The sequence below is a fragment of the Paenibacillus sp. Z6-24 genome (genome assembly GCF_054161335.1).
The window spans coordinates 3,337,911-3,351,637 of the sequence record NZ_CP096398.1 but is presented as its reverse complement, the minus strand read 5'-3'; the positions used below and the strand labels follow the sequence as shown (position 1 = coordinate 3,351,637).

The 13,727-nt window shown below is 49.5% G+C and carries 14 protein-coding genes; 12 read left to right on the top strand and 2 right to left on the bottom strand.

The window, feature by feature from the left end:
- Window positions 1-161: 161 nt before the first annotated feature.
- The 12 genes from M1D61_RS14535 to M1D61_RS14480 all read left to right on the top strand — a co-directional run bounded on the left by M1D61_RS14535 (window position 162) and on the right by M1D61_RS14480 (window position 11,381).
- Window positions 162-404, top strand: coding sequence for a ferredoxin (locus M1D61_RS14535; RefSeq protein WP_046215239.1), 243 nt, complete (start codon window positions 162-164; stop codon window positions 402-404).
- 232 nt (window positions 405-636) lie between these two features.
- The gene (locus tag M1D61_RS14530; RefSeq protein ID WP_458119342.1) at window positions 637-2,052 is read left to right on the top strand and encodes a L,D-transpeptidase; all 1,416 of its coding nucleotides are present in this window, start codon (window positions 637-639) and stop codon (window positions 2,050-2,052) included.
- Between the two features lie 200 nt (window positions 2,053-2,252).
- Window positions 2,253-3,347: a quinone-dependent dihydroorotate dehydrogenase gene (locus M1D61_RS14525; protein ID WP_458119340.1), complete on the top strand. Its 1,095-nt coding sequence runs from the start codon at window positions 2,253-2,255 to the stop codon at window positions 3,345-3,347.
- A gap of 60 nt (window positions 3,348-3,407) precedes the next feature.
- Window positions 3,408-4,226, top strand: a complete 819-nt coding sequence (locus tag M1D61_RS14520) for a GTP pyrophosphokinase (RefSeq protein ID WP_046215242.1) — start codon at window positions 3,408-3,410, stop codon at window positions 4,224-4,226.
- On the top strand, window positions 4,216-4,704 hold the full coding sequence (locus M1D61_RS14515) for a DUF309 domain-containing protein (protein ID WP_458119339.1): 489 nt from the start codon (window positions 4,216-4,218) through the stop codon (window positions 4,702-4,704). The genes M1D61_RS14520 and M1D61_RS14515 overlap by 11 nt, the downstream gene beginning before the upstream one ends.
- A 209-nt stretch (window positions 4,705-4,913) precedes the next feature.
- Window positions 4,914-6,566, top strand: a complete 1,653-nt coding sequence (locus tag M1D61_RS14510) for an RsmB/NOP family class I SAM-dependent RNA methyltransferase (RefSeq protein ID WP_458119337.1) — start codon at window positions 4,914-4,916, stop codon at window positions 6,564-6,566.
- Between the two features lie 3 nt (window positions 6,567-6,569).
- Window positions 6,570-7,334, top strand: a complete 765-nt coding sequence (locus M1D61_RS14505; RefSeq protein ID WP_458119336.1) for a pseudouridine synthase — start codon at window positions 6,570-6,572, stop codon at window positions 7,332-7,334.
- A gap of 71 nt (window positions 7,335-7,405) precedes the next feature.
- Complete coding sequence (locus tag M1D61_RS14500; RefSeq protein ID WP_458119334.1) at window positions 7,406-8,227, top strand: Cof-type HAD-IIB family hydrolase; 822 nt, start codon at window positions 7,406-7,408, stop codon at window positions 8,225-8,227.
- A 236-nt stretch (window positions 8,228-8,463) separates the two neighbouring features.
- Entirely contained in the window at window positions 8,464-9,642 is a 1,179-nt protein-coding gene (locus M1D61_RS14495; RefSeq protein ID WP_458119332.1) for a glycosyltransferase family 4 protein, read from the top strand.
- A 255-nt stretch (window positions 9,643-9,897) separates the two neighbouring features.
- Window positions 9,898-10,467, top strand: coding sequence for a xanthine phosphoribosyltransferase (locus M1D61_RS14490; protein ID WP_458119331.1), 570 nt, complete (start codon window positions 9,898-9,900; stop codon window positions 10,465-10,467).
- A 202-nt stretch (window positions 10,468-10,669) separates the two neighbouring features.
- Window positions 10,670-10,999: a hypothetical protein gene (locus M1D61_RS14485; RefSeq protein WP_046215249.1), complete on the top strand. Its 330-nt coding sequence runs from the start codon at window positions 10,670-10,672 to the stop codon at window positions 10,997-10,999.
- Between the two features lie 124 nt (window positions 11,000-11,123).
- Complete coding sequence (locus M1D61_RS14480; RefSeq protein ID WP_458122516.1) at window positions 11,124-11,381, top strand: hypothetical protein; 258 nt, start codon at window positions 11,124-11,126, stop codon at window positions 11,379-11,381.
- A 203-nt stretch (window positions 11,382-11,584) separates the two neighbouring features.
- Here the strand turns inward: M1D61_RS14480 and M1D61_RS14475 are convergent, their stop codons facing one another.
- Window positions 11,585-12,061 (bottom strand): hypothetical protein, encoded by a 477-nt coding sequence (locus M1D61_RS14475; RefSeq protein WP_458119330.1) that lies wholly within the window; start codon window positions 12,059-12,061, stop codon window positions 11,585-11,587.
- Between the two features lie 923 nt (window positions 12,062-12,984).
- Window positions 12,985-13,629, bottom strand: a complete 645-nt coding sequence (locus M1D61_RS14470) for a DUF1349 domain-containing protein (protein ID WP_458119329.1) — start codon at window positions 13,627-13,629, stop codon at window positions 12,985-12,987.
- Window positions 13,630-13,727: the final 98 nt, after the last annotated feature.

Below are 13,727 nucleotides of genomic sequence, written 5' to 3'. Positions count from 1 at the left end.
CATAACGGGTTTCCGGTCTCAGAGGGATTACACGCTCGTAATTGGAAAACAGCTGGTAATACATTTGAAATTCTCGATGGTTTATATTATATTTTGTTTATATGTACAGACCGGGGTCCGCTATTAAAGACTACTGGAAAGCATGGATAGGAGGAATACAGATGAGTAAATATACCTGGGTTGACAAGGATACATGCATTGCTTGCGGTGCTTGTGGAGCTACTGCACCTGACATTTATGATTACGATGATGAAGGTCTGGCTGAAGTTATCTTCGATGGTGACAGCAACCGCGGCATAACAGCTATCCCGGACGATATGTTCGAAGATATGCAGGACGCATGCGATGGATGCCCTACCGATTCGATTCATATCGAAGACGCTCCGTTCAACAAAGAAGCCTGATTTCTTGCGAAAACGGCTTTTGCCAAACGCCTTGTTCACCACTCTGGTGGACAGGGCGTTTTTTTGCGCAAATAGCATCATGCAAATTGATTCGTCAGCCCTATGCAAATGACTGGAAGAAAAGAGGGTATTGTCCGATATAGAAGATAATAGGCATACTCTGCGCAGAGAAGAATACATAATCTGATATTACAAAGAAGGGAGATTCGGAAACCATTCCGGGGATGGACGAATGAAAAACTTACTGTATTTGAAACGTTATGTGAAAATGCATCCGAATAACCGGATGGGTTGGTACCTGCTGGGCAAGGAATACGAAGCAGACGGACAGGTCGGCAAGGCCAACTATTGTTATAACCGGGCTGGTGATATTTACGAAGCTTTTGAACACAGTAAAGTACCGGCTGATGTACTCAAGGATTATGAAGCCAAAGTGATGGAAATGGCGCATAAGCGGGAGCAGAAAATACGGCGGTGGCGTTACAGTATGCTGGGAGTGGTGCTGCTGTTCCTGTTCATGATGCGTTCAGTCGCTGCGCCGTACGACGGCGGCCGGCTCGCGGCCCAGAATAATCCCTCTGCTCCGATCCAGACGAAAACCGGCAAGGATATCGGTAATTCTGAACCGAAAAAGCCACCGTTCCGTGCTCCGCTTGCCTTTACAGCGATAGGGCTGTCATATGGCAGTAACGAGGCGACGACTTCCTTTACCGGATATATGAAGCAGCAGGCACTGGAGACAGCGCCGAATACGGCTGTTGTGCTGGGAATGGAAAAGTCGGACAAATGGCTGCTATGGAAGCCGAAGCTGCCGGTTATGTATACGCTGACAGAAGGGGATTACCCCGGACAGACGATGATCCAGTCTTATGATGCGGAGAACTGTCATTGCAAGCCTGGACAGCTGCGTCATTATCAAAAGGAAGCCGGAGAATGGATGCAGCAGCAGGAGGAGCTGGCAGCTATGCAGACGGCTATCCATCATTATTGGACGGCCAAAGGAAAACTGCCTGCCCAGCCAGATCAGCTGGAAGCTGCGTTCCCGGGTAACTGGTTGTCCGGCAGTACAGAAGTCATGAATCAGACTTTTACCGCTCTAAAAGCACTGCAAAGCGGCAGCGAGCTGCCTGCCAGTGCAGCAGCCGGTTCGGATAGCGAAGCTGCGCAAATTATGGCTTCGACGCTGGGCAGCCAGCCTTATTTCCAGCAGCCGCTGGAGATTATCGTAGACAAGAAAAAGCACAGGCTGGCTGTAGCGAGCGGATCGGTGCTGCTGCGTAACTATGAAGTGGGGCTGGGCGGCGCCAAAACGCCGGAAGGCACATTTAATATCTCCATCAAGGTGGTGGATCCGAACGGTAAATCGAACGGTGATTTTGGCAGCCGGGGCATGCAGCTTTCCGATACCAACTATGCGATCCATGGTACGAATGAACCGGACAGTATCGGGCTGGACGATTCGCTTGGCTGTGTACGGATGGATCAAGCCGATGTGGAGGAACTGTTCGATATGGTACCGCTCGGCACCAAAGTCACTATTGCCAGCGATGTACTGCCCGGTAAGGTCTGGGTACCGGAGAAACGCTTTGAGACGAGCAAGAGCCAGAAACAGACGGATCCCCATACAACGTATCACTGGCTGAATTAAATTTACCGATGCCTGTCAGTGCAGCGAATGAACCCAAACGGCAATCCGGAAGCGGTCTTCTTAAAACGAGAAGATCGCTTTTCTTTTGACCCGGAACAGGATAAACTGTTATAGAGATCAATTTGCAGGCCGGTCGGAAGAGGCCTTGCAGGATACGCATGCAGACGGTTGGCCAATGCCAGGAACGGAGTGAATGCAACTTGTTATATCGTAACATTTTCAAACCCGTATTGTTCCGGATGGACCCGGAAAAAGCGCATCATCTTGTGATCGGCGGACTGGGCGCAGGCGTGCGCATTCCAGGTACGCTGGCAGCCATGAATTCCATGTACGGCATTACAAGTACACCGGATATGACGACAGAATTATTCGGGATTAGATTCCCGGGACCGGTCGGTCTGGCAGCAGGGCTGGACAAAAATGCGCAGGCAGTGCCTGGATTATCGGCATCCGGTTTTGGCTTTATGGAAGTGGGCACAGTTACACCGCGCCCTCAGCCGGGTAATGAACAGCCACGCCTGTTCCGTCTTCCATCCGATCAGGCGCTCGTAAACCGGATGGGCTTTAACAACGAAGGTGCCGATGCGATGGCGAAGAGGCTTCAGGAACTGAATGCCCGTCCCATCCCGATTGCTGTGAATATCGGCAAAAATAAAACAACGCCCAATGAGCAGGCTGCTGACGATTACGAGTCCTGTATCCGTACCCTTTACCCATATGCCGACTTCTTTGTCGTCAACATCAGTTCACCGAATACGCCGGATCTGCGCAACCTCCAGCATGGCAATGAACTGAAGGAACTGCTTGCTGCCGTGATGGCGGAGATGAAGCGTCAGGAACAGCAGCATGGTTCGACAAAGCCCGTGCTGGTGAAGATTGCACCGGATGTGAGCGAGGCGGAGCTGGAATATATGGTGGATACGATTCAGTCCAGCGGAGCAGCCGGCCTGATCGCAACAAATACAACTCTGTCGCGAGAGGGATTAACCCATCCTGATGCCGGACAGGCAGGCGGTCTCAGCGGACGTCCGTTAACCCGGCGCTCTACCGAGATTATTGCCAGCGTCTATCGTCAGACCGGCGGCAGACTGCCGATAATCGGCTGCGGCGGCATTTTCTCCAGTCAGGATGCCTATGACAAAATCAAGGCAGGTTCCAGTCTGGTGGAGATTTACACTTCATTTATCTATGAAGGTCCTCAGGTGACCCGTGAGCTGCATAACGGGATCCGTGAGCTTATGAAGCGTGACGGCTTCACACATATCTCGGAGGCGGTCGGGGCAGACCACCGCTAATCCAAACCCCAATACATGTAAATTCGAAAGAATGAGGTCATAGACTGAGGAGGCATGAAGATGGATGACAGAGACTGGGAATTATTCTTGCTTCCCTATGAACAAGCGGTTGAAGAATTAAAGGTGAAATTTAAAACTATGCGCGCCGAACTCAAAAAGAGGGAAGAATACGCGCCAATCGAGTTTGTCACCGGGCGCGTCAAAAAAATATCCAGCATTCTGGATAAAGCCAAGCGTCTGGACGTTCCGATGACTGAGCTTGAGACAGGAATTGAGGATATCGCAGGCATCCGGATTATGTGCCAGTTCGTGGAGGATATCCGCTGGGTTGCGCAGTACATTCGCGCCCGTAAGGATCTGACTGTTCTTTATGAAAAAGACTATATTACCAACTTCAAGGACAGCGGCTATCGCAGCTTCCATATGATCGCCGAGTATCCGGTACAGACAGCCTTCGGTCAGAAAATTGTACTGGCCGAGATTCAGATCCGGACTCTGGCGATGAACTTCTGGGCGACGATCGAGCACTCCCTAAATTACAAATACCGGCAGAGTCTGCCGACACCGATCCGCAACCGGCTGAAAACAGCAGCCGAAGCGGCGATGATCCTGGATAACGAGATGTCCAGCATCCGTGAAGACATCCTGGATGCCCAGAAGAGCTTTGAGGATGATGCCAGCATCGTCCAGCGGGTACTGACGGATATTCATCGCCTGTATTTCCATCATATGATTACCGAGGCGATCGAGAGTCAGGACAAGTTCAACGCACTTTGGCAAAATAAGGACTTTGAAGGCCTCCGTCAGCTGGCTGATGATGTCAAGCGCAAGCGCAAAGCCGCTTCACGAACGATTGATGAGGAAAACCATGAGCGCTGAGTTTGAACCTCTGTATGTAGCCTACCTGGTATACTTTAACCGGGATCGGGATTATTTTGAGTGTCATGAAGTACTGGAAGAATTGTGGCTGGAAAAAGGCAGAGAACCCATCTATCAGGGACTGCTGCAGGTAGCGGTCGGGCTGTACCATTTCCGCAATGGCACGATCAATTCCATGTATAACAAGCTGAGCGGTGCCCTGAAAATGCTGCAAAGCAGCCACCGTAAGCTGTCTCCTTATGCTCCCGATATGCTGGGGATTAATCTCGACAAGCTGCGGCATGATGTGGAACGGTATATTCGGCGGCTGGAGCGTTATGAGCAGGAGCCATTTGAATTTTATGATCTGGATATTGAGATTGTCGACCCGCTGCTGCGTAAAGCGGTAGAGGAGGCATCCCTTACGATCCTGGTGAATATTCCGCAGCGTACCGGATACGAACGCGGGCCCAAGGCAAAGGGATCAGGTGCCGAGTAACCAATTTCGGTCATATCGGATCTGCCCACAGCTCCATACAACTTCGTACCCATAGAGATTAATAGACTACTGATCTGTACCTGCATACAACAAAGCTTGCCTGTAAAAGGCAGGCTTTTTGTTTTGTCGCCGCAGGGAGAGGGAAATATGCTAAAATATAGCTTGTTCTTAACAAGTACGTTATCTACCCAGAAGGAGCCTATAACCTTATGTCAGTACAATTACCGCCGCAATTCGTGCAGCGGATGCAGGATTTGCTTGGTGATGAATTCCAGTCCTTTATGGACAGTTATGAGCAGTCACCCCGTGCGGGATTGCGTGTAAATATATTGAAAATTTCCAATGAGCAGTTCCGGCAGCAGTCGCCGTTCGAACTGCGGCCGATTCCCTGGTGTCCGACCGGCTATTATGTGGATGCTGCAGCACGCCCCGGCAAGCATCCGTATTATTATGCAGGCCTCTATTATATTCAGGAGCCAAGCGCGATGAGTCCGGTCGAAGCGCTCGATGTACAGCCGGGTGACCGTGTACTCGATCTGTGCGCGGCACCGGGCGGCAAGTCGACCCAGATTGCGGCAGCGCTGCAGGGTCAGGGACTGCTCGTTACCAATGATCTAAGTGCAGAGCGTACACGCGCACTCGCCAAAAATATGGAACTGTACGGTGTCCGCAATGCCGTGATTCTGAATGAATCACCCGAGGTGATTGCCACCCGGTTTGGCGGTTTCTTTGATAAAATTCTGGTCGATGCTCCCTGCTCCGGAGAAGGCATGTTCCGCAAGGACGACGATGCCGCCCGCCAGTGGATTAACCATTCGGTGGAACGCTGTTCGATCATGCAGCGGGATATTCTGCAGACCGTAGCGACGATGCTGGCGCCGGGCGGCCGGATTGTGTATTCGACCTGTACCTTTGCCCCGGAGGAAAATGAACGCAGTATCGCTGTGTTCCTCGATCAGCATCCGGAGTTCACCGTGACATTGCCTGCACATGCCGAACATTTTGGCCGTGGACGCAGTGAATGGGCACACCGGGTGGAGGAGGAGATTCAGCAGGGAGAGACGGTGTTGACCGCCATTTCGGCAGATGAGTATAATCCGGTGTCTCCAGCATCGATCGAGCAGACGAGCAGAACCGTTCGGTTATGGCCGCATCAGCTGGAGGGAGAAGGGCATTATATCGCTGTGCTGGACCATCAGGCTGCTCGCCAGGCGGATTATATACCTGCTGAGCCGCCCGTCATCGCTCATACCTATAAAGAACGGCCGCAGCGTCATGCTGCCTCCAGACCGGATAGCCGGGCAGAGAAAAAGGCAGAACGGCGGGCGGGCAGAGACGACTCCAGAGGACGTCCGGAGTCCAAAGGCAAATCCGCACGCGGAGCGGCCGGCAGTCGGACGCAAGGAACGGAGGAAGCATCTCCTCCTCAACTGTGGATGGAGTTCAGCGGACAGGAGTTGACCGGAGACTGGACAGTGCAGCGTCTGATTACTTTTGGCCAGAATATGTATCAGTCCCCGGTGGAGGAGAACCGGCTGCAGGGTCTCAAGGTAATCCGTCCGGGATGGTATCTTGGCTCTTACAAAAATGGCCGCTTTACCCCAGGGCACGCCCTGGCAGCCGCACTGGTGCCTGCCGAAGCCAAGCGCAGGCTGAATCTGAGTGCGGATTCGCCGGAAGCGATATCGTATCTCAAAGGCGAGACGCTGTCGGTTCCGGCTGAGCGCATTCAGTGTGACCAGGGAGCATCCCCGCGCGGCTATGTGCTCGTATGTATCGACGGCTTCTCGGCAGGCTGGGGAAAATGGCAGCAGGGCGACATACTCAAAAACGAATACCCGGCAGGATGGAGATGGATCTAAACGATGAATAAACCGGTAAAAAAACAGCGTCTGGACAAAATACTCGGCAATCTCGGCTATGGCACACGCAGTGAATTGAAGCGTGCAGCCAAGCAGGGACGGATTACCGTCAATGATGCAGTCATCAAGGACAGCGGACTGCAGGTCGATCCATATCAGGAAAAGATTGAATTTGACGGGGAACAGATCATGTACCGTGAATATATATATTTGATGATGAACAAGCCGCAGGGCGTCATTTCGGCGACCGAAGACCGGCATGACCGTACTGTGGTCGATCTGCTGGATGTGGAGTATCAGGTATTCCAGCCGTTCCCGGTTGGACGTCTGGACAAGGATACCGAAGGACTGCTGCTGCTCACCAATGATGGTCAGTTGGCCCATGATCTGCTGTCTCCGCGCAAGCATGTTCCCAAAACGTATGCGGCGGATGTGATGGGAGAAGTCGGCGAAGATGATATTACAGCGTTCCGTCAGGGTGTCACACTGGATGACGGATACGAGACACTTCCGGCAGAACTGCGTATTCTGGAACACATGCCTACACCGGAAGGCATCGTATCCCGGATTCAACTGACCATTTCCGAAGGCAAGTTCCATCAGGTCAAGCGGATGTTCGAATCAGTCGGCAAAAAGGTCATCTATCTGCAGCGGCTCTCCATGGGTGCTCTGCAGCTGGACCCTGCGCTGCCGCTCGGCGAATACCGTGAATTGACGGCAGCAGAACTGGAATCGATAGGGCGAACTGCAGCCGACCATATTTCATGATCGACTGGTCAATTCATCAACTAATCAACCAATAATACTGGATATATATTAAAAAACAGGCAGGTGGATCAATGAACTATCGATTAATCGCTCTTGATATGGATGGTACGCTGCTGGACAGCAACCACGAGATTTCCCCAAAGACAGCTGCAGCACTCCAGGAAGTGGCTGCCCGCGGCACTGAGATTGTATTATGTACCGGACGGACGCCGGTAAACTCCATTCCTTATATGGAGCAACTGGGTCTGCATGAAGAAGGCTGTGTAATCGTGCATAACGGCGCGGCGACTGTGCATACGGGTACCCGTGAAGTGATCCACCAGTTTCCACTGGATACCGCTGCACTGGAAACTTATATGCACTACTGCCGCCAGCATGATATTCATTTTGATATCAATACCGCTTTTAAAATATATGTGGATTCGCCGGAGAACATGCAGGCGGCAGCACAGGAGATGTATGCCAAGTTCCAGAGCTTCCAGATGAAGCCGCTGCTGCTGCCGGCGTGGGAGGGGCTGTCAGCGCCCGTGCTGAAGCTGAGCGCCTTTGCTTCGCCGGATCAGCTGGACGCCGCTTATAAGGAGTGGAGCCTGTGGACGCCGGAGTTTAACATTTTGCGCAGCGGGGAATTTTTCATCGATCTGATGCATCCCCGGGCGTCCAAGGGAGACGCACTGCAGGCACTGGCAGAGAGCCGGGGCATCGCTCCTGCAGAGATTATGGCGATCGGCAATTATTACAATGACCTGTCGATGATACAATATGCCGGTCTCGGTATTGCCGTCGATAATTCACCGCTCGAAGTTAAGGCGGCCGCAGATGAAGTCACGTACTCCAATGATGAGGAAGGCGTCTATCATATGCTCAAAAAGTACGCCGGAGTAACTGGCTGATCTGTTCAATTACAGTGCTGCACCGAATAGTGCAGCCTTGGTGCGGCAGCACTCTCATATATCCATCAATCAACCGGATAACAGCCTGATCTGAAGCCGCTCAAGCAGTTGAGCGGTTTTATGATGTTGGTCTGCCCCGATACATGATACAATCTTGTTGTATAGAGTCAGACTTGATGATCAGCATGGTTATGTTGATATATTGAAGTAACGAATAAGGGAAAGGAGGAATATTCTTGAGATTGCTGCAAGCCCTGTTTTTTCCTCCTGAACAACCGGGAGGCGTCTCGTCCATGATTCCCTACCTGCAGGAACGGTTCAGTTCTGCACGCTGGGAGATGGAGATCTTCTCTTTACCCAAACGGATACGTAACAAAGGCAAGGATGACGTCGTGTTTGAGACGTTTGACTGGACTGTGTATGACGCAAGCCCGGTGGTGCAGAAATATATCCAGACCTATCGTGACTACCGCTGGTGGGCGCGTCTGCGGCTGAACAAGCCCTATGATCTGATTCATTCCCATCATCCGCTGGTCGGACTGGTCATGCGTGAGGTGTTCCCGGATACGCCGATTGTACAAACCGTACACTCCAGCTATGAACGCGAGCTGCTGCTAAACGGCAAAATTACGGAAGGCAGCATGGAGCAGGAATTTCTCACATCCCTGTATCGTGAGCTGGAATACCGAACGGATCGCCTAATGACCGTGTCCCACTCCTTCCGTACGTATATGTCCGCCTACGTGGAGCATCCTGAGAGGATCGAGGTGCTGCCGAACGGTTTCGATGAGAAACGCTTTAAGCCTGTGCCGCACGAAAATGAAGTGCCGCAGTTGATGACGGTCTGCCGTCTCGTCCCCGCCAAGGGGCTGGACACACTGCTCAAAGCCTGCGCCATTCTCAAGCAGCGCGGTCATAATTATGTGCTGCATATTATCGGGGATGGACCGAGTCGTACGGATCTGGAACAGATGGCCCAGCAGCTGGGCATTTACGAGGATACCATTTTCTACGGATACACCCTGCATCCGGAAGAGTTTATGCCGTTCTTTGATATTTTTGTGCTGCCTTCCCGGGCAGAAGCGTTTGGCTCCGTATTTGCCGAGGCTGCACTCTGCTGGCTGGCGCTGGTCGGCACCAATGTAGGTGGTATTGCCGAACAGATCGAAAACGGCGTCAATGGCCTGCTGGTACCCCCGGATCAGGAGCAGCTGCTCGCCGATGCGCTGGAGAAAGTCATTGCCGATCCTTCGTATCGTTATGAACTGGCTCGAACCGGCTGGGAAAAAGCCAAAAATCAATACTCGCTCACCCATGTGGTCAATGAACTCAAAAGGCTGTATCTGGAGTACCTGACCGAGAATCCGCTTCATGTAATGCCCGACCTTACCGTCCAGCAATCGGACAGCGAGTAATGCAGCAGTAGGAAGACGACAATCATGACAATTTTGCAAATTACTTGCCTTCGCTAATCCGGTATAATCAAATCCATACTACAGATGGACATGCAGCATGATATAATCGTCTGTATGCGTATGATCGAGACAGCCGCCGGATGGAATGGCATCAGTAGAAAAGAGGGACCGGGCGTACAAGTCACCAGGGATCAGCTGACAACGGAATACTGATGCAGCACAAGCCATCAGAATATGAGTGATGGAGGACGAATCATGGAAGAACTCAAACAACGAATTTTGCAGGAAGCCACTGTACTATCGAATGATGTACTGAAGCTGGATGCTCTGCTGAACCAGCAGGTAGATCCCCAGCTGACCATGCGGATGGGCCGGGAGTTTGCACAGCTGTACCGTTCCGAACAGATTACCCGTGTTGTCACTGTAGAATCGTCAGGCATTCCGATCGCTTTTGCAACAGCGCATGAACTGGGCGTTCCGCTCGTATTCGCCCGCCGCAAAAAGACACTGCTTGCCGATCCGGATGCACTGGTAGAGCGTGTGCCTTCCTTTACCAAGGGCATTGTGACGGATATTGTATTGTCCCAACAGTTCATTAGTGCCGATGACCGTATTCTCTTTATCGATGATATTATCGCCAATGGAGATGCTGCACGTGGTCTGGTCAAGATCATTCAGCGCTCTGGAGCGACACTGGTCGGTGTAGGCATTGTTATCGAGAAATGCTTCCAAAATGGAGCACAGTCGATCCGTGAGCAGGGGATTCGTCTGGATTCACTGGTAAAGATTGCTTCGCTGGATGAAGGCAAGATTACTTTCGTCTAATCCTGGCAACTTATGTTTAAACCTTTTATTTTGGTGTATCTTATTTTATGGACATTGATAGCCGATAGTGTAAATATGGCCCCATGTTATAACAAGAACTTGACAATTACGGATATCCTTTGACTGAAAACATGATATTTTCTTTCCAAATGGGGTATTAATGTCTTATAATAAAGATATGTTAGGGAGGGGAGGCAGACTAATGAGCAAAGAGCCGATCACTGAAGAGTTTTTTATCAATAAACTGGCCGCCGCAAAAGTACACTTCGAGCGTGCTTTGGATTGTAAGCATACTGAATTTGATGACCTGTATCCCTATATGATTGAACATCCGCAGTTCTTCTGGTACAAACGTTATGTAGCATGGTCTGAATTGCTGACCATTGTGAATCTGTGTCAAGAGCTGGACTTTAACTGGAAATCGCAATTTTCCGATCACCAGGTAGAGTACGTGAACGAGCGTGTGATGTCCGCGAAAGTGCTTGATTATTGGTTCGAGAAAAACGATTCCAAAGAACACGCACAGCGCTGATCATAGCAGGAAGTCATTCAACAAGCATTCAGACCTAAATGATCTCATTTAGGTCTTTTTTTGTAGAAGATTAGAGATTGCGTAAGAATAGCATAATCTATAGTGAGCAAAGAGGGTGAAGATGATGATGTCAGAAGAGCAACTGGACACCTATCGCCAGTCCGGAGAGAAAGTCCGGGTCGTGCGGGATGGCATACGTGATAATGATGTACGAGGAATCGTCATTGCCTGGGATGATGAACATGTACTGATCCGTCGTCCAAATCGTAATGTGGCCAAGCTGAGTCGCAGCTATATTATTCAGCCGTCCAAAGACCCGCGTATTGATCCGCTGGAACAGGATGAAGCGGGAGAGTTGGACGCTCAGCAAGAACAACAGTAAAAGGAAAAGCAGGCAAGACCATAAATAATAAAAGCCATCTGCCGGATTGGAGTCCGCTGCAGATGGCTTTTTTATGTTAGGAGTAGAATCTGTGCAGGCGAGTTATACGCTGCAGTTCTTCATAACCAATATAGTAAAAAGGAAAGTGTATATAAAATAAAGGATAGACGAAATATAGAGAAGATATGTTGTAGCTTCTATACTCAGGTCCCTGTGCGATAAGGGGAATAACCGGAGTAACGTGCAGGTTCGCGTACACGGGACGGATTATAGGGTGCAGGCTGTCTGTCGTCAGCCGGTGCAGAAGAAGCCTCTGTTGCCGGTATCAGCCCCAGATAGGCACGCATCCGCTCAGCCGCTTCCTGACGGAACTCTACCGCCGGGATCTGGAAGGTGCCATGATGGCCCTTGCAGAGGATCTGGGCTTCGACACTGCTGTCGGATTGGTCGACCTCATACAGACGCAGATTCTGCTTGCGCAGATCACGTCTTACCTCGGATAGCAGCAGGTTGGCACGGTCAGCAGCACTTCGGATCACTTCCCGGTACAGGCCTGGCGCACTGAGCTGATCACTTTCTTCCAGCGCACGTGTATCATGATCAAATTTCTTTTGAATATAAACAAGCAGCAGATAGCTTTTTACCAGGGAACGTTCTTCTTCAGATAAAAAGACAGCCATTCATGTCACCACCTTATGAGAACTTATGTTCTTATTGTACCGAACATGGGGATATTTGGCAAGTAAAAGTTACGGTAAACAGGCAATTTATGCAGAAAAAGAAGAAAAATAAGATGTTTCGAGAGCAGCATAATCAAATATTTGGAAAATAATCGTAATGGCTCTCACTGCTCCTCGAGACTTCAGGGAAGTGGATTATTCAGACTGCTAAAATTATGCGGGTGATCAGGCAGTATAATTGTCCTTTTAACAGTTCCATAATGTTATGTTAGCATGTCATATTGGAACTACGATAACCTGCTTCTTCATACAATAAGTCTGTTGCATTTTGGACAAGTGTTTCTCTGAAAAATTTTATCAATATTCTGTTATTTTAATTGAAAAAGCAGTATACTTACGTTTGCATTTGTTGCAGAATAGGATAGTGAATTACCAATATCCATTATGCAAACGTATGCGCAAAAAAACTGATGAATTTATATATTTCTCTTTATTCCATATTTTTACATAATAAAAATTGAAAATAGTCAGCATATAAAAAACCCGCAATTAACCGGAAGAAAATCTGCCTTCTGGATAATAACGGGGTATTCGTACGCATACGCCAGTATACAAGAAGTAATAAAATATAAATAAATATGTGAATTAGCTAATAAAAATAGATGTTTTGGAATGTAGTACATATTTGCAGTCATTTCTGAAGAAAAAAAGACCTCGTACATAATAATAAGGTTTTGTCGATAATGTGAAAATCAAAGATTGTCATTCCATATTGTTCAATAAATTGCAATATATCTTATTTATGATGGCCATCCCATATCCGTAATGTCACGCAAATTTTACATTGACCGTCATAATAAAAGTATCTATAGTTAATTATTGTAAATGTAACAATTCATATACATATATTCCAGATGTGTTTCTCAGCTGGAAGCTTTGTCTGTACGCTCGATATGGAGAAATTCAAATTCGACCTGACAGCCATGTCCCTGAGGGCTGCATGCATAGACTCCGCATTGGAAAGGGGTCTGATCGCTTATATCATCGAATAGATGCGCTATTCTTATCTGATGCCACTCTGTTGATTCTGGGGTGTCACCTTCCTGCTCGGCGTATTCGACGGTATAGTCACCGGCAGCCCGGCTGATCCGAAAGAGCAGCTCCGTGAAGCCTGCCTGGAAATTCTGAGTGGACCAGTCGGAGAAGCCATTATTGGTCACGACGACGCCCAGCTTGGCATGGCCCTCGGTCTCAAACTCGACAGATGTCTTGAGCCAGCATTGCTCGGAGAAGCGGATCATTAACCCGGCCTGATCATACTGGTGCACCGGGTATGTACGAACTCTGGTTGTTACCGTGATATCGCCGGATACTTCGGCGAACAAGAAATGTCCATTGTCGACGCGGAATCCGTAATGCGTTTTCTGCCAGAAGTCCGTCTCTGCAAGCGGCTTAAAGGAGAGTACCTTTTTGTCTGTGGATACTTCCCATTCCTGTGGAGGACAGTACCACTGCAATCGTTCGTCCATCGCTTGACCTGTGAAATTTTCCAATACGTTTTTCATCATACCTGCTCCTTTGCTGGATAAAATGGGCAACAGCTGAATGGCAGCTGTTCGCTAGTTCATTATGTGTAAATAAAATGGGAATATCAAGCTAAATAAGA